Raw genomic sequence first — 19,054 nt, forward strand, 5'->3', positions numbered from 1 at the left:
CTCGCGCCTCCCTAACGTCAGGAGGCGCGAGGTTCAAGCGTGGGGTCTACCGGGTCGCGCAATAACCGAAGCTGGTGCTCTCCCCCGGCGCCAGCTCGTCATTCCAAGACAGACCGCTGAAGGTCGTCTGGCTGCCCGAGTGGGTGAAGGTGGAGCTCCAGGCGTGATTGAAGGTGCCCTCGATATCGATGGTCACGCGCCAGGTGAGCGGGGCCGTCCCGGGGTTGGTCACCTTGACGTTGTGGCAGTAGCCACTCCCCCAGTCGTCCTGGACGGACACGGCGACCTGGGCGTTGCCGGAAGTGGGGGTCCCGCCGCCACCACCGCCGCCGCCGCCGCCCGGACCCGGGTTGGCCGTGCCCGTCGATTCTCCGATGCGTACGGTGAAGCGAGGCAGTTGCGTCAGCGAGATGAGCAGCTCCGGGATGCTCAGGTGCTGCTTGCGGAAGGCCTCGGAGAGCTCGTTGGCCGCGCAGGAGTCGTTATCTCCGGAGACGCCGTAGCCGAAGCGCAGCCACTGCATGGAGAAGCAGGAGTGCACGTCCTCGCTCTCCGCCAGCTTGTGCTGGAGCCCATCCACGCCGGTGAAGGTCCCGTTGGTGGCCGACGAGGAGCGCACCTCGCCGCTCGCGTCCACCGGCTCCCCGTTGGGCAGCTTGGGCTCGAAACGGCCGACGCTGTCGAACTGCTCGAAGCCGAAGCCGATGGGATCCATGAGCTGGTGGCAGGACGAACAGGCCGGGCTGGTCGAGTGCTCCTGGAAGCGCTGCCGGTTGGGCAGCCCCTCACTCACGGGAGAGAGCTGCACGCTCAGGCCCGGGGGAGGCGGGGGGAGCGGCTGGCACAGCAGGCGCTCACGGACGAGCTTGCCGCGGCGGATGGGTGAGGAGGTCTGCGGCGTGGCCTGGCTGGCCAGGATGCTGCCGTGGGTGAGGATGCCGCCGCGGCCCGTGCTCTTCAGCTCCCACATCCGCAGGCCGCTGGCGGGCGCCGTCGAGGACGTCACCGGCCCGGACGGCAGGCGGTAGAACGAGGCGAGCGCGTCGGTGGCGAACGTGTAGTCGGAGGTGAAGAGCTCGGGCAGCCGGCCGCTGCTGTCGCGGACGACATAGTCGAACAGCTCCGTCGTCTCGGCCTTCATCGCCGCGCGGATGGCCGGGCTGAAGTCCGCGAAGGCGGTGGCGTCCTTCTGCGCCTGGTTGATGTGTCCCAGGTCCAGCCACTGGCTCACGAAGTGGTCGAGCATGGGCCGGCTCCGGGGAGACGCCAGCATCCGGCGCGCCTCGGTGGTGCGCTGCTCCGGCTTGCTCAGGGCGCCCGCCTTCGCCTTGGCGAAGAGCTCCTCATCCGGCATGGAGCCCCAGAAGAGATAGGACAGCTCCGAGGCCACCTCGTAGTCGGTCAGCACGTACCGCCCGTCGCCCAGGTGCTCTCCCAGCTCCGTGCGGTAGAGGAAATTCGGGGACTGGAGCATGGCGGCGATGATGGCCTCGATGCCCTCGGTGTAGCCGTCCTCCGCCGCCACGGCCGTGTAGAGCGACTGGTAGCGCGTCTTCTCCCCGTCCGTCAGCGGGCGGCGGAAGGCACGCAGGCCGAAGTCCTGGATGAACTGCTTCGCGCACTCCTCCCCCGGAGCGCACGAGACGTGCCGGGCGAGATTCACCACGGCCGCCTCGGCGGCCTGCTCGGAGGCGGAGAGGAGCTTGTCCGTCAGGAGCTGGCCCACCGCGCGCTCGTCCGCGTTGTTGTCGAAGCCGTGCACCACCTCTTCCGCGGGCAGGGACTGGCCCCACTGGGAGTCGAGGTAGAGCAGGTCGCGCAGCGTATTGTCGAACTCGAAGCGGGTGAGCATGCGCAGCCGGCGTTTCGCGCTGGGGTCGCTCTTGCCCGGCTCACACGCCACCAGCGCGGAGGCTTCGCAGGCGCCCGGAGCGCCGTTGATGCGGTCCGCGAAGCGCTGGAAGTTGTCGTAGCGCGTGGTGCCCTGTGCCACGACCGTGCCGCCCGCGTGCCCCTCCGGGTGCAGGCCCGCGGGCTTGAGCAGCAGCAGGGGTTGGCCGTTGAGCTGCTCGCGTGCCAACGCCCGCACCGTCATGAAGTTGGACTCCACCGCACCCGGTGCTCCCGGGGGCAGGAGCACCATGCGCGTGTTCCCCGCCACTCCATCGGACTTGTGGCAGGCGACGCACTGCACGGACATCACCGGCTCCCACACCCGGGTGCGGAAGAATTCCAGGTCGTCGGGGCACCCGGAGTCGGACGTGCAGGCCGGGAGAAAGGCCGTGGAGAAAAAGAGGGCGCCAAGGGCAGCGAGGTGCCGGGAGGTGAGCACGGATCTGCCTCCTAATCGCGAGGGGGGAATTGTCAGGGGAGGGGAGGCTGTCAGACGAGCCCGTCGAGCGGGCCGTTGGACCGGTTGGCATCGCCGAAGGTGCCGAGCGGGACGCCCAGGGCGTGACAGACGGAGGTGAGCAGCTTCTGGTGGGGGACGCTGCTGTAGCGCAGGTAGCGGCCGAAGCGGAAATGGCTCTGCGAGCCTCCGGCGACGATGAAGGGGACGGAGCGGCAGTCGTGCATGCGGCTGTCGCCGAGCCTCCTTGGCCCACACCACCAGGGTGGAGTCGAGCATCGTGCCCCCGGTCTCCAGATCGGGGCGGGACTTGAGGGACTGCAGGAGGTAGGCGAACTGCTCGGCGAACCAGCGCTCGCACTTGACGAGCTCCGAGAGTCCCGCGGTGTTGGAGTCGTCCTTGTGCGACAGCTCGTGGTGGGCCTCGCCGACACCCAACCAGGTGAAGACCTGGGGCGCGACGGTGTGGGACCACTGGAGGGAGGCCACGCGCGTCATGCCGCAGGTGAGCGCGCTCACCATCAGGTCCATCTGGGCCTTGCCCACGGCGGGGAAGTTGGCGTTGGCCATGGCGTCCATGGCGATGGGGGCCGTGGCGGAGGGGCACCCGGGCAGGGCCACGGGCTCGGTCAGCCCCTTCTCCGTCTGGCGCAGCGCCTCGAGGTGCTGCTCCAGCTTGCGCTTCTCCTCCGCGCCCACCCGCTGCGACAGGTCATTCAGCTCACCGCGCACCAGGTCGAGCATGCTCTTGCGGCGGCGCAGCGTCTTGTCGGCGGTGCTCGTGTCACCCCCGAGCGCGCCGAAGAGGCGCTGGAAGGCGCTGCGCGGGTTGTCCTCGGGGGAGACGAAGACGCCGGGGGCCGAGTACGACATGCGCGTCGAGCGCGCCGCGCCCCACAGGCTCGTCTGCACCCCGAACTCCAGGGACTTGAAGCGCGAGCCCTCGCCAATCTTGCTCGCGACATACTGGTCGACGGACAGGCCCCCGGTGGTGCTCTGCGCCGTGCCTCCGCCGGTGAGCATGTTGGCCATGCCCGCCTCGTGGTTGTCCACGTCCACGAAGTTGAGGCCCTCGCAGACGAGCAGGTTGGCGAGGTGCTCGTTGAGCGGCTCCAGCATGCTGCCGGCGGGGAAGGTGAAGGACGTCTCCGTCCCGCTCGGCCGCCAGAAGCGGTGCACCGTGCCATTGGGGGTGAAGAAGACGATGAGCCGTTTGGCCACCGGCGTCGCCGCGTGGGCCTCCCCGCTGAGGAACCGCAACAGGGGGGACGCCAGCAGCGAGGCTCCCAAACCGGCTGTGAACTGCCTTCGCCCGATCCGAATCATGCTCGTCGACTCCATTCCCGTGGTCCGACTCGGTGGCCCGTTCGTCCCGGACCGGTGGCAATGACTATCTGTGACTTCGTGGTGAGACTCTGCGTGTTGTGACTTCCCGCAGCAATGACAAATCGACCCGCGGCGTGCGGCTTCGGTCACTACCCAAACCCTGTCTGGTTCGAGGAAGGCGGGTGTAAACCCTTGTCCGACCACGCCTACGCGGCAATTCTCAATTATCTGGAAGAAGACGAGAATGTCGAGGCTTGTCGCGAGGGGACACGTACTTTTTACGGAAAGGCTTGCAAGATTCCATTGAGCGGCGAAACGCCTTTTCGCGGTGATGCCAAATTCCTGTCTGGGTTCAACCCCAGGCGTCCGGCGAGCACACTGTAGGTGCCGTGGCGTGTGTAATGCTTTGGCTGTCTTTGCGCGCAGGTGTGCCGGGGAGTGTGTTCGGGTGCGGTGTCCACCGCCGGCCTGCTCCCTGGCTCGGTTGGGGGGCCAGCGCCGTCCTGGCGGCCGCCGGACGCGCTTGGTCCTCGCCTTGACATACGCTGAAGGTGCATGATTTGCGTGGAGTTCGAACCCGAAGGGGGAGTCATGCCCAGGCAGGGGTCTCGCTGCTTCCTCGTCGTGAGGGCGCAGGAGTGGATGTGTGCGCTGCCGCTCGAGGAAGTCGAGGAGACGATGAGGCCGCTGCCGGTTGCCCCGGTATCCGCGGCCCCGGTCTTCGTGCGGGGTGTGTCCCTGGTGCGTGGCGCGCCAGCGCCGGTGGTGAGCCTGGCGTCGCTGCTGGGCGGGGCCGTGACCGAGGGTGAGGGCGGTGCGAGCCGCCGGTTCGTCTCGCTGCGGGTGCCCGAGGGGCGCATGGCGCTCGACGTGGATGAGGTGCACGGCTTGCGCTGGATGGAGGAGAGCGGCCTGGACTCGGTGCCCCCTCTGCTGCGCGCCACCGCCAGCGGCCACCTCCAGCACCTGGGCTCGTTCGACGGGCGCCTGCTGGCCCTGCTGGGGACGTCCCGCCTGCTGCCCGAGGAGCTCTGGCGCCGCCTGGAGAATCCCTCCGGACAGGGGGGAGCGTGATCGCCACGCCCGCCCGCACGCCGCTCGTCCGCTTCGTCACGCTCGTGGAGCAGCGCCTGGGCCTGCATTATGAGCAGGGCCAGTGGGGCGAGCTGGAGACGCTGCTCGCGGAGCGCGCCGCCGGGGGCGTGGAGCGGTACCTGGAGCAGTTGGCCGCTCCTTCCTCCCAGGCGGAATGGAAGACGCTCGCCGAGCGGCTCACCGTGGGGGAGACGTACTTCCTGCGCCATCCCACCCAGTTGGAGACGCTGGTGGATCAGGTGCTGCCCACCTTCGCGCGCCAGACGTCCACCATCCGCGTGCTGTGCGCCGGCTGCTCCACCGGGGAGGAGCCCTATTCCATCGCCCTGCTCGCCCGCGAGCGCGGCCGGGTGGATTCCTCCCGCCTGCGGATTCTCGGCATCGACGTCAACCCGCGGGCCATCGCCCACGCCCGCCGCGCCTGCTACTCCCCCTGGTCGCTGCGCGCCGTGCCGAGCGCCATGCGCCAGCAGTGGTTCCAGCGCACTCCCGAGGGCTTCGCCCTCCAGTCCCACGTGCGCGACCAGGTCATCTTCGAGGAGCGCAACCTCCTGGAGGAGGCCTCCGCCTTCTGGGCCCCGGGCTCCTTCCACGCCATCCTCTGCCGCAACGTCATCCTCTACTTCCCTCAGGACGTCATCCGGAAGATCATCGCCCGTATGGCCCAGGCCCTGGTCCCCGGTGGCTACCTCTTCATGGGGCCCAGCGAGACGCTGCGTGGCATCTCCGAGGAGTTCGAGCTGCTGCGCGGCGGCGATGCCTTCTATTACCGCCTGAAGCCCCCCGCGCCCACCGTCTCCGTGGCCCAGGCCGTGTCCGCGCCCGAGGCCGTCCAGGCCGTGGCCGCGCGCGCTCCCACGCCGCCGCCGGCACCGGACGGACTGGAAGGGGTGCTGCAGCTGCTCGAGGTGGAGCGCTACACGGATGCCTGGGCGCTCCTGGAGTCCCTGCCCCAGAGCGCGAGCCCCAGGGCGCTGCTGCTGCGCGCGGTGTTGCACCTGCACGCCGGACGCCTGTCCCAGGCCGAGCAGCTGGGCCGGCAGCTCGTCACGGCGAGCGCCACCGAGGCCCCGGCCTATTACCTGTTGGGGCTGTGTCTGGAGCAGAGCGGGGACGAGGCCGGTGCCCGAGGCCGGTACGCCGCGTCCGTGCGTGCCGAGCCCACCTTCGCGCTGGCCCACCTGCGCGCGGGCTCCCTGGCGCGCCGGGCCGGGGACATGGTCGAGGCCCGCGTGGCCCTGCGCATGGCCGTGTCGTTGCTGCCCCAGGAGAAGCCCCTGCACCTGTCACTCTTCGGTGGTGGCTTTGGCCGCCACGGGTTGATGCAAGTGGGCCTGCAAGAGCTGCAGGCCTGTACGGAGGTCTCATGAGCCTGCCTCGCACCCGGACGGCACTGCGGCTGGACGAGCTGCGTGACGGCTTCGACTCCTCCTTCACCCGCCCGCCCCCTCCACGGCAGGATCCCGGCGAGGCGCTGCTGCGGCTGCGCGTGGGCGGTGCCCCCCTGGCCGTGCGGCTGGGCCACCTCTCCGGTCTCCACCTCATGCCCCGGCTGGTGCGCCTGCCGGGCGCTCCGGCCTCGTTGTTGGGCCTGGCGGGGCTCCGGGGGCAGCTCATCGCCGTGCACGACCTGACGGCGCTGTTGGGCCTGCAGTCCGGTGAGCCTCCCCGCTGGCTGCTGCTGGCCGGTGGGAGCCGGCGCGTGGGGCTGGCCGCGGCCGGCTTCGAGGGGCAGATGCGCGCGACCTCGGAGCAGATGCGCTCGGGCGGTGGCTCCTCCGCCCATCCCCTGCTGAGCACCAGCGTCCTCCTGCCGGATGCCCCCCCGCTGCCCGTGCTCGACGTGGATTCCCTCGTGAGAAAGTTGCTGGAGGACGCCTCCGGTCCTCAACAGGGAAGAGGATGAAGAGCTTCTCCAAATGGACGCTGCTCCAGCAGTTCGCCGCCGCCGTCGTCATGGTGTCGGTGCTGATCTGCCTTTTCGTCTTCCTGGCGATCCGGAGCACCCGGGAGTTCACGGGCACCGCGGTCGCCGTGGAGCACTCCCTCGAGGTCATCAACGGCCTGGAGCGCGTCCTCTCCAGCGTCAAGGACGCGGAGACGGGGCAGCGCGGCTTCGTCCTCACCGGTGACGAGTCCTACCTCGAGCCCTACCGCGAGGCGCAGGGCGGCATCGACACGGAGTTCGCGCGCGTGCGCGGCCTCCTCGCCGACAACCCCGTGCAGACCCGGCAACTGGAGGCGTTGCGCTTCCTCATCACGCAGAAGCTGGCCGGCATGCAGGCCAACGTCGAGCTGCGCCGCTCCCGGGGCTTCGAGGCCGCCCTGGCCGTCATCAACACCGGGGAAGGCAAGGCGCTGATGGACGACATCCGGCGCGTGGTGGCGGAGATGCGCGAGCACGAGCTGCGGCTGCTCCAGCAGCGCGATGAGCAACTGCTGCGGGACTCGGCTTCTTTCGAGGGGCTGTTCAAGTGGGGCGGCGGCGTGGCCATCCTCCTGGTGATGCTGGCGGCCGCCCTGGTCGGCACCGGGCTGCAGAAGAAGATCGGCTCGGCCATCGAGCAGATGCAGGGCTCCTCGTCCGAGCTTCCAGTCGGCGGCCTCGCAGCAGGCCACGGGCGCGCGGGAGCAGGCCTCGTCCACCACGGAGATCTCCACCACCGTCAAGGAGCTGCTGGCCACCTCGCGGCAGATCGCCGGCAGCGCGCAGCAGGTGGCGCGCGTGGCGGACGAGACGGCCGGCGCCGCCCGTCAGGGCAACGACACGGTGCTGCATGCCCAGGAAGCCATCGACGTGGTGAGCCGCCAGGTGGACGCCATCGTCAATCACATGCTGGAGCTGGGCAAGCGCTCGCAGGAGATTGGCGGTATCGTGGACATCATCAACGACCTGGCCGAGCAGACGAACATCCTGGCCATCAACGCCACCATCGAGAGCGCCGGGGCGGGGGAGCACGGCAGGCGCTTCGCCGTGGTGGCCGATGAAATCCGCAAGCTGGCGGATCGCGTGGGTGGGGCCACCAAGGACATCCGCGTGCTCATCGATGAGATCCGCGCCGCCTCCAACACCACCATCATGGCCACCGAGGACGGCTCCAAGGCGGTGTTGAGCAGCACGAAGCAATTCACCGATGTGGCCGGCAGTTTCCGGCGCATCACCGAGTTGGTGCGCGCCAACCTGGACGTGGCGCGGGAAATCGAGCTGAGCACCCAGCAGCAGACGACGGCGGTGGAGCAGGTGAATACCGCCATCCTCGAGGTGGCGCAGACGGCGCGTCAGGTGGAGTCCAGCTCCGCGCAGACGTTGCAGACGGCCACCCGGCTCATCCAGCTTTCCAAGCAGCTCCATGCCATCATCGACGCCCGCGCCTCCGCATGAGCCTCGACAACGACCCCTACCGTTATTTCCGTATCGAGGCCCGGGAGCTCATCGAGCAGCTCACGCAGGGCCTGTTCACCCTGGCCGACGGTGAGAGCAGCGCCCAGATCGTGCCGGAGGCTCTTCCGCTATGCGCATACCCTGAAGGGGGCCGCGCGGGTGGTGGGGCAGGCGCCCCTGGCGGAGATGGCGCACGCGGTGGAAGACGCGCTGACGCCCTACCGCAGCAACGGCCAGGCCCTGCCCGTCGACAGCGTGCACGAGTTCCTGCGCCTGGTGGGGCAGATGGCGGAGGCCCTGGACGCGCTGGATGCACCCCCGCCGGTGTCCGCCGAGACGGCCCAGGCCGAGGAGGCGGTGGCGGCCGTGACCGCGGCGGTGGCGGGCCCCGAGGGCGGCCCGTCCTCCGAGGTGGTGCGCGTGGAGCTGGCGCGCCTGGACACGCTGCTGGAGGGCCTGTCCGAGGCGGTGGTGCAGCTCGGCGGCCTGCGCGGCGTGGTGGAGTCGCTGGCGCAGGCGCACCACGGTGCGGACACCCTCATCGAGCAGCTCACCGCGCCGGTGGCCTCCAGTGGCTCGCCCGCGGAGCGTGCCCGCTGGCTGTCGCGCGTGTTGTCCGTGACCGAGAGCCTGCGCTCCTCGCTGGTGAAGGCGGGGCGGCAGTTGGGTGGCGGCCTGGGGCAGGTGGAGTCGGAGCTGGGGCGCCTGCGCGACGGGGCCAACACCCTGCGGCTCGTCCCCACGCAGACGCTCTTCGGCCCGCTGGAGCTGGCCGCGCGCGACGCGGCCGCCTCGCTGGGGCGCCAGGTGGAGGTCCACACCGAGGGCGGGGACACCCAGATTGATGGGCACGTGCTGGCGGCGGTGCGCCAGGCGCTGGTGCACGTGGTGCGCAACGCGGTGGACCACGGGCTGGAGACGCCCGACGAGCGCCGGGCGGTGGGCAAGTCCCCCACGGGCCGCTTCTCGCTGAAGGTGCAACGGCGCGGCGGGCGCGTCTCCTTCGTGTGCGAGGACGACGGGCGCGGCGTGGACCTGGGGCGGGTGCGCCAGGTGGCGTTGGAGCGCGGCGTGGTCTCCCCCGCTGAAGTGGACGCCCTGGACGAGCAGGGGCTGCTGGAGTTGCTCTTCCAGTCCGGTTTCAGCACCGCTCGCAGCGTCACCGAGGTGTCCGGCCGCGGCGTGGGGCTGGACGTGGTGCGCGACATGGTGCGCCGCTTCAAGGGCGACGTGCAGATCTCCTCCCGGCCGGGGCTGGGCACCTGCATCACGCTCGAGGTGCCCCTCACGCTGGCCTCGTTGGAGGTGCTGGGCGTGGAGGCGGGCGGGCAGCGCATGCTCGTCCCCCTGGAGTCGCTGAGCGGCGCCCTCCACCTGCCCGCCGAGGCCGTCAACTGGACGGGATCGCGCGCCTCCATTGCCTTCGGTGGCGAGGTGTTGCCCTTCCTCCCGCTGCTGGATGCGATGGGGAACCCGGGCGCGCAGCGGCCCCGCGCCTGGTCCGTGCTGGTGCTCAACGCGGGCTCCGTGGGACGGGCCGCGGTGGGCGTGGAGCGGCTGCTGGGCATTTCCCGCCGGGTGAGCCGGCCGCTGCCCTCCAGTGTGCCCGCCCTGCCGCTGGTGGCCGGGGCGAGCTTCGACGAGCAGGGCGTGCCCCTGCTGCTGCTGGACGCGGCCGGCCTGGTGCGGCTGGTGCACCAGGGCTCCTCGGGCGGCGTCCCCAAGGCGCGCCCGTCGCAGAAGCACCTCATCCTCGTGGTGGACGACTCCGTCACCACCCGCATGCTGGAGAAGAGCATCCTCGAGGCCGCCGGCTACCAGGTGGAGCTGGCCGCCTCCGGCGAGGAGGGCCTGGAGAAGATTCAGCGCGGCGGCCACGCCCTGCTCATCGTCGACGTGGAGATGCCGGGCATGACGGGGTTGGACGTCACCCGGCGCATCCGCTCCATTCCCGCCCTGCAGGGGCTGCCCATCCTCATGGTGTCCTCGCTGGCCACGGACGAGGACAAGCGGCGCGGCAAGGAGGCGGGGGTGTCCGCCTACATCGTCAAGGGCGAGTTCCAGCAGCACAGCTACCTGGACACGGTGGCCCGGTTGATCGCCACCGGACGGAGGCCGGCATGAACCGTCTGCGGGTTCTCGTCGTGGACGACTCGCTGACGGTGCGCCGCCGGCTGGCGGATGGCTTCGCGCTGGATACCTCGTGCGACGTGGTGGGCGAGGCGGCCGATGGCCAGCAGGCCTTCGAGCAGTGCCAGCGCCTGCGCCCGGACGTGGTGACGATGGACCTGGTGATGCCCAAGGTGGACGGGCTGCGGGCCACCGAGCTCATCATGGCCCACTGTCCCACCCCCATCGTCGTCCTCTCGGCGGCTGAGAATCGCACCGAGGGCCTGCGGACGATGGATGCGCTGGCCGCGGGCGCGGTGGACGCGGTGGACAAGCCCTCGGGCCTGCTGGACTCCAAATGGATGCAGATGCTGCTGTCGCGGGTGAGGGTGGCCTCGCGCGTGCGCGTCATCACCCATGTCCGGGCCCGGCTGCGGCAGGAGACGCCCCACGCGCCGCCGCGAGTGCCGGCACCCCTCGTGCCCCCGCGCCTGCTGGTGATGGGGGCCTCGACGGGTGGGCCGGCGGCCGTGCGCCACATCCTCCGCTCGCTGCCCCCGGCCTTCCCCCTGCCGGTGCTGCTGGTGTTGCATATTACTGAACACTTCGACACCGCCATGGCCGAGTGGCTGGAAGGGCAGAGCGGCTTGATGGTGCGCAATGCGGTGGATGGGGAGGCGCTGCCGATGCCGGGCCGGGTGACGGTGAGGATGGCGCCGGGCAACCGGCACCTGGTGGTGCGCAGTGGCCGGTTGCGGCTGGTGGACGGGCCGGAGCGGCACTCGTGCCGGCCCTCGGTGGACGAGCTTTTCGAGTCCGTGGCCCGGGAAGTGGGGGCAGCCGCCATCGGCTGCCTGCTGACGGGCATGGGACGGGATGGGGCGGAGGGGTTGGCGGCGCTCAGACGCGCGGGAGCCGCCACGGTGGTGGAGGATGAATCCTCCTGCGTGGTATTCGGCATGCCGCGCGAGGCCATTCGGCTGGGGGCCGCTCAGCATGTGACGGAGCTGACGGAGATTCCCCCCCTGTTGACGGCGCTCGCCCGAGCAGGAGCCAGGGAAGGAACGGCATGAAGGCACGTGTGCTCATCGTGGACGACAGCGCGACGGTCCGCGCGGACATGCGCGGGGTGTTGAGCGCCGCTGGCTTTGGCACCACCTTGTGCGAGAGCCTCGCGGCCGCCCGCAAAGCGCTGAGCGAGGGGGAATTCGACCTGCTCATCCTGGACATGGTGCTGCCGGATGGAGAGGGCGTGGAGTTGCTGGAGGAGCTGCGCCGCGCCCCCCGGACGTCGCACCTGCCCGTGTTGATGCTGTCCACCAAGGCCGCGGTGATGCAGCGGCTCAAGGGCCTGTCTCACGGGGCCAATGACTACGTGGGCAAGCCGTATGATCCGGCGTACGTGGTGCGCCGGGCCCACGAGCTGACGCAGGTGCCCGAGCAGGATGGCACGCCGCGGCTGGTGTCGGCCGGCAGGCGCCGGCGGGTGATGGTGGTGGATGGCCGCATCGACTTCCGTCACCGCGCCTCGGATGCGCTGCGCAAGGACGGCCATGACGTCATCATCGCCGAGTCCGGCGACGACGCCATGCGGCTGCTGGAAGCCCAGCCGGTGGACTGCATCCTGTTGGACTTGGAAATGCCGGGGCTGGACGGGCCGGAGTGGGTGCGCTCGGTGAGGACGCTGCCGGGCACGGCCCAGGTGGCCGTGGTGGGGCTGACGGCCGGCTTCGACGCGAAGCTCATCTCCGAGGCGCTGGCGGTGAAGGTGGATGCCTTCTGCTCCAAGACGGAGGACATCGAGGTGCTGCGCGCGCAGGTGCGCACCGAGCTGCGGCGCCGGGCGGAGTCCGAGCAGCAGGCCGCACCTTCCGCGCCCATGCCGCGGAACCCGTCGGGCTCCTTCCCTCCCATTCCGCGCACCCCGTCCGGCGCACACCATGCCGTGATTCCGGCCTCGGCCTCGGCGCCGTCCTCCGCTCCCGCGCCGTCCGCGGGGGCGATGCCGGGCGCTCTCTTCGATGCCCTGGTGGCGCGCTGTGGCCTGTCTCCCGTCATCGCCGCCTCCACCATGACGCGCGCGTGCCGCAAGGCCGGGGTGGACCCTCAGCTCCTCACCGCCACGTCGCTGACGCGGGCGCTGCCGACCATCCGCGACATGTTGCACATCTTCCTGGATGCCCAGGAGGCGGAGCGGCGCATCCAGTCCATCCAGGCGCTGGCCAAGGGAGACGGTGGCACCCAGGCCCGCTCCCGCGGCTCCTGAGGCCCGGTTACCGCTCGCCCGCGCGCAGCCCGGCGCGGGCGCGGTTCAATCCCACCCCGTACAGGATGGCGAGCGCCGCCAGGCAGGCCAGCCCCAGCCAGGTGTAGCGCCGGATGAGCTCGAGCTCTCCCCAGCCGTAGACGTCGACGAGCTTGGAGGCGTCACTCAGCCCGACGTTCTCCATCTCGCCGAAGGGAATCCGCGCGAAGTCGGTCCGGGCGGCCCACCATTGCGAGAAGGAATCCATGAAGGCCGCGGCGCCGATGGCCAGGTAGCCCCAGTGCAGCGCGCCCCGGCGGAGGGCGGAGTCCCTGGGCGCGTAGACGGTCGTCATGAGGAGGCTGCCGAGCACGAGGCACCCGGCGTCGCCTCCGAACACGACGAGCATCCGGCCCTTCCCGGGGGACAGCACCATCGTGCCCACGAACTGGAGGACGAGCCCCGTGGCGCCCGCGATCATCCAAAGACGGTTCCGGGTGAGGTAGCCGCGGAGGATCATCCCTCCGAGCACGGTGGCTATCACCAGGAAGACGACGGTGGAGCGCTCCTCGCCGGTGCGGGTGACCCAGGGGCCGGGCATGGAGGGAAAGCCGCAGAACCAGGCGGTGACGGCGTGGCCCAGCTCGTGGATCCACATGGAGAGGAAGATGCGCAGCAGGCTGCCCCACATGGGCGAGTTCACGAGCACCCACGCCACGGCCAACGCGACGGGGAGGGCGAACAGGCGGACCCGCAGCTCGCTCCGCGCCTCCTCCACGTCCCCATTCCAGAACGTGCCCGCGGGAGGGAAGGGGACCGGGGTCTCCCCCGGGGCCGGGGCAGGCTCGGGGGCCGGGGCAGCAGGGGCAGCGGTGAGCTGTGCGGCCCGGGCCTCCGCCTTGGCGTAGAGGACGCCGCACCTCGGGCACTCCGGCGCGAGGATGCGCGGCTCACCACAGCGGGGGCAGACCCTGGGCAGCGGGTTCTCCATCGGGTGTAGTGTACATGGCCCATGGGATGGACATGGGCGTGAAGGACCTGGGCCGCTGGGCGCCACTCCTGGCGGTGCTGCTCGGGACGCTGGCGTGGCCCTCGGTGTGGTGGGGGAGTCCGCCGCACTCGGCCGACCACAACGTGCACCTGGCCAACGCGGCGGAGGCCGAGCTCCTGCTGCGCTCCGGGCGGCTGGTGGGCTGGAGTGATTTCCAGTTCGCGGGACACCCCGCCAACGCCTTCTACCCACCGCTCGCCAACCTCTCTGTCGCTTCCCTCCACCTGCTCACCGGCGGCCTCCTGGGGTGGGATGGGAGCTACTGCGTCGTCCTGGGGGTGTTCCTCGGGGGCTTCGCGCTGGCGCTCTTCGTGCTCCTGCGTCCGGTGCTTGGCCCCTTCTGGGCGCTGGTGGCCCTGGGCCTCTGTCTCTTCGTGGACCGGGGCGGGACGTACGCGGGAGGCCGTCACTGGTACCTCGACATGGGAGTCTGGCCCTTCGGGGCGTCCGTGGCCCTGGTGCTGACGGCCCTCGCCCGGCTGCCGGACTGTCTGGTGCGAGGCGGACGCCGCGAGGCCCTCATCCCCGGAGTCCTGCTGGGCCTGGCGCTGCTGGCCCATCCCTTCGCGCTCGTCCTCTTCTTCCCGTTGGCCGCGCTGCAGGTGGCCGTCTTCTGGCGGGAGGCGGGCGGCGGACTTATCGCGCCGAGGCGGTGGCTGGCCGTGTCCGCCGTGGGCCTGGGGCTCGCGGCGTGGTGGCTCATTCCCTTCCTCCTCCGGGGCGAGCAGGCCGAGCACGTGGGCGCGATGCCGCAGCCCCTGGCGAAGCTGTGGAGTGGGGTGTGGGGCGGCGAGCTGGTGCCGGGGCTGCCGGGCTGGGTGGGGCCGCTGGCCGTGGTGGGCTCGGGGGTGGCGTGGTGGAAGGGAGGCCCGCGTGGGCGCTGGCTGGTGCTCGCCACCTGGGGCGCGCTGTTGCTGACGACGGAATGGCCGTACCGGCTCCTGGGATTGGAGAAGCACCGGGCCATCGAGGGCGTGCAGGTGGTGCGCTTCCGGGCGGTGGGGCGCCTGTTCCTGGTGGGGCTCGCGGTCCTGTCCGTGAGGGAGTGGGTGGCCGCGCTGCGCGAGGGCCGCCGGTGGGTGGCGGGGACGCTGGGGCTGCTGCTGTGCGCGGGCCTCGGGGTGTGGCGTTTCCGGGGGGGGGATCCCCCGGGCGGTACGTCGGAGGCGCCGAAGCAATTCCAGTGCTACACGGCGGAGGAGGAGGCCGGACTGGCACGGCTGCTGCGGGAGAGCGGCCCGCGCCTGGGGCAGGGCCGGTGGGCGCTCTACAACCCCTCCGAGCACCACCACTGCCTGCTGCTGGCGGTGCCGTGGCTGGAGCGCCCCTTCTTCAAGGTGGGCTACACGCCGGCCACCGTCTTCGGTGGCAAGTTCAGCACCCAGGAGCCACGCATGCTGGGCCACCTGGGGGTGACGGCGGTGCTGATGGATGCGCCCGCGAGTGGACCGCTGGCCGGGCTGCCGGTGCTCGCGCGGTGGGGCCGCTTCGAGGTGCGCGAGGTGCGGCCGCTCCCCCGGGTGAGCGCCTCGACACCCGGCGCGGCCGCGGAGGTGCTGTCCTGGGAAGAGGAGGCGGTGCGCCTGCGCCTCGCCGGACCCGAGTCCACCGAGGTGCTGCTGTGGATGGGCTGGGCCCCCGAATGGAAGGCCACGCGCGAGGGCCAGGTGGTGCCTCTCGAGCCGGCGCTCGTCGAGGGCGCGCGGCTGATGAAGCTGCGCGCGGGCCCGGGCGAGGTGGTGCTGCGCTTCGGACCCTCGCGAGGAGCGCGTCCGGCGGTGCTCCTCTCGGTGCTCACCGTGCTGGCGGTGGCGTGGGCGGCGCTGTCCCGTCCACGCCGTCCTCCTGTCAGTGCAGGGTCTTCTTGAGACGGCTCAGCCGCTCGTGGGTGCGCTTCTGCGCGGGCAGCAGCTCCATGCGGACGAAGCGGCGGGCCTCGCCGTGCGTCTTGTCCAGGTCGCGCTGGTAGTCCGCGAGGCCGTGGTCCTCACCTTCCTCGAGGGCCTGGATGGCCGTCTTCTCACCGAGGAGATCCGCGCCGCCCTGCACCAGCTTCGCGAAGGTGCCCCAGACACCGGAGCTCCCCACGGGCTTGCCTCCGAGTTTCTCGACGCGCTCGCGGATGGACTCCACGCGGTGCTCGTGGTCGTGCAGGCAGTCCTCCAGTTGGCTGCGAATCCGCTCATCCGACACGTGTCCGATGGCCTGGCGGTAGGTCTCCACCGCCGAGATTTCACCGCGAAGGAAGGAGTTGAGCGTCTCGACATCGCTGGTGTTCGCCATGCGTTTGCGCCTCCTGCAGGAGATGACTCGCGCAAAGGTGATGCTCCCTCGCGGAGCGGCAACGGGCGTTCGTCCGCAGTGTCCCGCTCCGGAAGGACCGCGTGGGGGTTGCCTGCCTGCTCGTGGGGGACCCGAGGGCGGTAGTGCCGTCCACTCCCGCACGGTCCGGGGAGGAAGCCGCCCCTCCCCGAGGGCCATGTGGCGCTCAGCCGCCCTGGGCCGCCGGAGCCGGTGTGCCCTGCTGGGCCTTGGCCCAGAGCGAGAGCAGCTCCGCTTCACGCTCGGGGGTGAGCCCGGCGCGTGGCTTGTTGCGGCGTTCCTCGGGCTGGCTCTTGAACCACTCGAGCGAGTCCCGGGTGGTGACGACGGGCGAGCGGAACTTCAGCCCGGCCTGCACCGCCCGGGTGTTGCTGCGCAGGTGCATGCCCGCGTAGGTCCCGAAGGCCGGCGCCCAGATGGGGAGGGCGCCCTCGCCGTCCTCGCCGTTCTTCAGGAGGAACTCGCCGGGCACCCAGATGAGCTTCGTGTCCTTGCCCGTCACTTCCCGACAGGCCGCGAACATCTCGCCCATGCTCCAGGGCTTCTCCGGTCCCACGGCGTTGAAGACACCCGTGGTGTTGCGCTCCACCAGCAGCACGAGCCACTCGGCCAGGTCGCGCACGTCGATGATCTGCAACGGATCCGACGGGCTGCCCGGCGCGAGCATCTCGCCGCCCTGCTCGTAGCGCCGGGCGAAGTACGTGTAGCGGTCCGAACGGTCCTCCGGGCCGACGATGTAGCCCGGGCGGACGATGGTGGCACGGCCAGGAAAGGCCTTCTCCGCGGCTTCCTCGCACGCGCGCTTCAGCCCGCCGTAGTTCTCGTAGTTCTTGCCCATCGTCTCGACGTTCGGGTCGGCGAGCGTGGCGGTCGCGGCGGTCTCGTCCGCGTGGGGCGTGTCGTTCTTCGCGTAGGCCGAGACGCTGGAGATGAAGAGGTACTGTCCGACGTGGGGGGCGAGCAGGGCCGCCGAGGCTCCGACCATGCGCGGGTAGTAGCCCGAGGTGTCGAGGACGGCGTCGAACGAGCGGCCCTCGAGGGCCTTGAGGCCCTCGCCCTTGTTGGGATCTCTATCGCCCTGCAACTTCTCCACGTCCGGGAAGAGCTTCCGGCCGGGTCTTGCCGCGGTTGAAGAGCGTCAGCGAGTGTCCGCGCGCCTGGGCCGCGGTGACGAAGGCCGGGCCGAGGAAGCCCGTGCCACCGAGGACGAGGATCTTCTTCTTGGAGACGGGGCGGCCATCTCCGGACGCGGCCCGCATGCCCGGGGCGCATGCCGTCAGCGCGGCCGCGGCCAGGGAGTACTGGAGGAACTGCCTTCGGGAAGTGGTCATGGTCGGGAATCGAGGGGCTTGGCGCAGGGAAGGCGGCCGAGCCAATGACGGCCCGGCTCCCTGGCTGCCCCCACGACACCCGGCGGCTTTTTCTATTCCCAGCCGGGCTCAACCGGCGGGGTTGAACCTGGGAATCGCCGCGTCCACCAGCTCGCCCGCGAGGAGGTCCGCGCCCCGCGTCTCGCAGGACTCCCACATGCGCAGGAAGGCCTCGGCCGAGGAGAAGAGCGGATCCATCTGCGCGTCGGTCATGCCCACGTGGACGAGGTCCCGGAGGAAGTCCGGCAGCAGGCCGACGTGGGCCAGCCCGTCGGTGTTGAAGTCGAACTCGCGGGAGCCGGCGCGTGCCTTCAGGAAGGGCGTGTCCGTGCGGTACATGGTGCCCGAGTAGGGCAGGGGCGGCTTGTTGCGCTGCAGCATCTGCTGCACGGGGCGCCGCTTCTCCCGGAGCTTGTCATCCTTCAGCCCGGAGGCGGCGTGGGGCCCGTAGCGGGGGCCCGGCTGTTGGTTGAGGCCGTTGAAGTCGGTGCCCACCGCAACCCCGCCGGAGCCCACCTCGCGCAGCAGGGAGAGGGCGTATTGGTAGGACTGGGCCCACGTCTTGGACGAGCGCGCGCAGTCGTTGTCCACCGTGCCGCCGGGGAAGTCCTTCAGCTCGTGCTGGTTGGTGATGGGGCCCAGCAGTCCGCCCAGCTCGAGGATGCGCCGCGCCTGGCCGCGCGTCTTCATGTACTCGTTCGCGCGCTTGGCCTTGAGGCTCGTCTCGTGGGGCTCGAGGCCCTGCTCGCGGAAGGCGCAGTGCGAGGCGACGACGGGGTAGCGCGACTGCCCGGCCAGGTCGAGCACCTCGTTGGTGCAGCGCTCGGACATGTGCTCCACGTCGAGGATGAAGCCCTGGCGCATGGCCTCGCGCAGGAAGGCCCGGCCCGTGGAGGTGAGTCCGAGCTGGTTGACGTGGCCCTGGCCCGGCGCGTTGAGGGCATAGCCCTTCGGGTAGTGCGCCCGGCGCGTCACTTCGTAGAGCATGACGGCCGCCTTCGTCTGCGTCTCCATGTCCTGCCCGAGCCGGAAGCCCACGTCGGCGGCGCCCTGCACGTCGAAGAAGCGCCCGCGCAGGAAGTGGTTGAGCAGGTTGAACTTGTCGTCGTAGACGGCGGCGCCACCGAAGCTGTTGTTGGCCAGGTGCAGCGGCGTCATCATCCGGAAGCCCAGGTCCCTCAGCCAGCGCAGGATGCGGGGGAGCTGCTCCAGCGAGAGGGGCTGTTTGTTGAGCGTCTCGCGGTCACCCAGGAGGCTGTCCAGGGAGTCCACCTCCACACCGGCCACCACGGCGAGCTTGCCCGCGGTGATGAGCTGGCGGGCCTGCGAGGCGCTCAGGGCCAGCCCCATCCAGTCCGCGTGCCGCTCGGTGAAGCGGCGCAGCTCGCGCATCTGCTTCTCGATGGAGGACTCGTCCTTGTCGGGGTGGTGGCACTCCTCGGCCAGCAGCTCGTTGTTGACGGCCACGCTGCACAGCAGCCGCAGCCCCCCGGCATGGGCCCGCTGCAGCCAGTCCACGAACATCTGCTGGTGGATGAGCGTGTTGAAGGTGGGCCAGTCGGCATAGGTGCCATGGCCACAGGGGCCGTGGCCGAGTCCACCCTCGATGAAGGCCTGCACCAACGGCCAGTCCTTGCCGAAGTTGCCAAGGCCCCACTTGCCGTGGAGATGGATGTCACAGCGGGCGAGCGCCTGCTCCATCTTCCCATCCGGGAATCCGGCGAGCAGGTGCCCGCCAAAACCCAGGTGCGCCATCAGGTGGCAGTGCAGATCGGCGAATCCGAACACGGGGGACGCCATGAGA

Annotated in this window: 14 protein-coding genes and 1 pseudogene; 9 read left to right on the forward strand and 6 right to left on the reverse strand. The window is 70.6% G+C overall.

Annotated features, from left to right (window positions below; all coding sequences use genetic code 11):
- Positions 1-46: 46 nt before the first annotated feature.
- Positions 47-3,676, reverse strand: a complete 3,630-nt coding sequence (locus ACN28I_RS43720; RefSeq protein WP_420947799.1) for a DUF1552 domain-containing protein — start codon at positions 3,674-3,676, stop codon at positions 47-49.
- Between the two features lie 591 nt (positions 3,677-4,267).
- Between ACN28I_RS43720 and ACN28I_RS43725 the strand changes: the two genes are divergently transcribed.
- The 8 genes and pseudogenes from ACN28I_RS43725 (at position 4,268) to ACN28I_RS43760 (ending at position 12,528) form a co-directional block, all read left to right on the forward strand.
- Positions 4,268-4,750: a chemotaxis protein CheW gene (locus ACN28I_RS43725; protein WP_420947800.1), complete on the forward strand. Its 483-nt coding sequence runs from the start codon at positions 4,268-4,270 to the stop codon at positions 4,748-4,750.
- A complete protein-coding gene (locus ACN28I_RS43730) occupies positions 4,747-6,141 on the forward strand; it encodes a CheR family methyltransferase (RefSeq protein WP_420947801.1) in 1,395 nt (464 codons plus the stop codon). Before ACN28I_RS43725 ends, ACN28I_RS43730 begins: the two co-directional genes overlap by 4 nt.
- Positions 6,138-6,677, forward strand: a complete 540-nt coding sequence (locus ACN28I_RS43735; protein ID WP_420947802.1) for a chemotaxis protein CheW — start codon at positions 6,138-6,140, stop codon at positions 6,675-6,677. Before ACN28I_RS43730 ends, ACN28I_RS43735 begins: the two co-directional genes overlap by 4 nt.
- A gap of 50 nt (positions 6,678-6,727) precedes the next feature.
- A pseudogene (locus tag ACN28I_RS43740) lies at positions 6,728-7,147 on the forward strand (CHASE3 domain-containing protein); the annotation flags it as partial.
- A 436-nt stretch (positions 7,148-7,583) separates the two neighbouring features.
- The gene (locus tag ACN28I_RS43745; RefSeq protein WP_420947803.1) at positions 7,584-8,153 is read left to right on the forward strand and encodes a methyl-accepting chemotaxis protein; all 570 of its coding nucleotides are present in this window, start codon (positions 7,584-7,586) and stop codon (positions 8,151-8,153) included.
- 162 nt (positions 8,154-8,315) lie between these two features.
- Positions 8,316-10,277, forward strand: coding sequence for a hybrid sensor histidine kinase/response regulator (locus ACN28I_RS43750; protein ID WP_420947804.1), 1,962 nt, complete (start codon positions 8,316-8,318; stop codon positions 10,275-10,277).
- Positions 10,274-11,335, forward strand: a complete 1,062-nt coding sequence (gene cheB / locus ACN28I_RS43755) for a chemotaxis-specific protein-glutamate methyltransferase CheB (protein WP_420947805.1) — start codon at positions 10,274-10,276, stop codon at positions 11,333-11,335. The genes ACN28I_RS43750 and cheB overlap by 4 nt, the downstream gene beginning before the upstream one ends.
- The gene (locus tag ACN28I_RS43760; protein WP_420947806.1) at positions 11,332-12,528 is read left to right on the forward strand and encodes a response regulator; all 1,197 of its coding nucleotides are present in this window, start codon (positions 11,332-11,334) and stop codon (positions 12,526-12,528) included. The genes cheB and ACN28I_RS43760 overlap by 4 nt, the downstream gene beginning before the upstream one ends.
- A gap of 7 nt (positions 12,529-12,535) precedes the next feature.
- Here the strand turns inward: ACN28I_RS43760 and ACN28I_RS43765 are convergent, their stop codons facing one another.
- Positions 12,536-13,498 (reverse strand): hypothetical protein, encoded by a 963-nt coding sequence (locus ACN28I_RS43765; RefSeq protein ID WP_420947807.1) that lies wholly within the window; start codon positions 13,496-13,498, stop codon positions 12,536-12,538.
- Between the two features lie 14 nt (positions 13,499-13,512).
- Between ACN28I_RS43765 and ACN28I_RS43770 the strand changes: the two genes are divergently transcribed.
- Positions 13,513-15,426, forward strand: coding sequence for a hypothetical protein (locus ACN28I_RS43770; protein ID WP_420947808.1), 1,914 nt, complete (start codon positions 13,513-13,515; stop codon positions 15,424-15,426).
- On the opposite strand, the gene ACN28I_RS43775 is transcribed toward ACN28I_RS43770, so the two are convergent.
- From ACN28I_RS43775 to ACN28I_RS43790, 4 genes are all read right to left on the reverse strand, one after another.
- Positions 15,407-15,841 (reverse strand): DUF2383 domain-containing protein, encoded by a 435-nt coding sequence (locus ACN28I_RS43775; RefSeq protein WP_420947809.1) that lies wholly within the window; start codon positions 15,839-15,841, stop codon positions 15,407-15,409. The two genes, ACN28I_RS43770 and ACN28I_RS43775, sit on opposite strands and share 20 nt — an antisense overlap.
- Positions 15,842-16,046: 205 nt before the next feature.
- On the reverse strand, positions 16,047-16,973 hold the full coding sequence (locus ACN28I_RS43780) for an NAD-dependent epimerase/dehydratase family protein (protein WP_420947810.1): 927 nt from the start codon (positions 16,971-16,973) through the stop codon (positions 16,047-16,049).
- Positions 16,951-17,211, reverse strand: coding sequence for a twin-arginine translocation signal domain-containing protein (locus ACN28I_RS43785; protein WP_420947811.1), 261 nt, complete (start codon positions 17,209-17,211; stop codon positions 16,951-16,953). The genes ACN28I_RS43780 and ACN28I_RS43785 overlap by 23 nt, the downstream gene beginning before the upstream one ends.
- A gap of 108 nt (positions 17,212-17,319) precedes the next feature.
- Positions 17,320-19,050: a membrane dipeptidase gene (locus ACN28I_RS43790; RefSeq protein WP_420947812.1), complete on the reverse strand. Its 1,731-nt coding sequence runs from the start codon at positions 19,048-19,050 to the stop codon at positions 17,320-17,322.
- Positions 19,051-19,054: the final 4 nt, after the last annotated feature.

This window comes from Archangium gephyra, from assembly GCF_049060025.1.
Lineage (GTDB): Bacteria > Myxococcota > Myxococcia > Myxococcales > Myxococcaceae > Archangium > Archangium gephyra_A.

What these genes read in the sequence shown, in the direction of transcription:
- ACN28I_RS43760 (WP_420947806.1), top strand. Translation starts at nt 11,332, where the DNA reads ATGAAGGCACGTGTGCTCATCGTGGACGACAGCGCGACGGTCCGCGCG.
- ACN28I_RS43790 (WP_420947812.1), bottom strand. Translation starts at nt 19,050, where the DNA reads ATGGCGTCCCCCGTGTTCGGATTCGCCGATCTGCACTGCCACCTGATG.
- ACN28I_RS43775 (WP_420947809.1), bottom strand. Translation starts at nt 15,841, where the DNA reads ATGGCGAACACCAGCGATGTCGAGACGCTCAACTCCTTCCTTCGCGGT.
- ACN28I_RS43770 (WP_420947808.1), top strand. Translation starts at nt 13,513, where the DNA reads ATGGCCCATGGGATGGACATGGGCGTGAAGGACCTGGGCCGCTGGGCG.
- ACN28I_RS43785 (WP_420947811.1), bottom strand. Translation starts at nt 17,211, where the DNA reads ATGACCACTTCCCGAAGGCAGTTCCTCCAGTACTCCCTGGCCGCGGCC.
- cheB (WP_420947805.1), top strand. Translation starts at nt 10,274, where the DNA reads ATGAACCGTCTGCGGGTTCTCGTCGTGGACGACTCGCTGACGGTGCGC.
- ACN28I_RS43765 (WP_420947807.1), bottom strand. Translation starts at nt 13,498, where the DNA reads ATGGAGAACCCGCTGCCCAGGGTCTGCCCCCGCTGTGGTGAGCCGCGC.
- ACN28I_RS43725 (WP_420947800.1), top strand. Translation starts at nt 4,268, where the DNA reads ATGCCCAGGCAGGGGTCTCGCTGCTTCCTCGTCGTGAGGGCGCAGGAG.
- ACN28I_RS43735 (WP_420947802.1), top strand. Translation starts at nt 6,138, where the DNA reads ATGAGCCTGCCTCGCACCCGGACGGCACTGCGGCTGGACGAGCTGCGT.
- ACN28I_RS43720 (WP_420947799.1), bottom strand. Translation starts at nt 3,676, where the DNA reads ATGATTCGGATCGGGCGAAGGCAGTTCACAGCCGGTTTGGGAGCCTCG.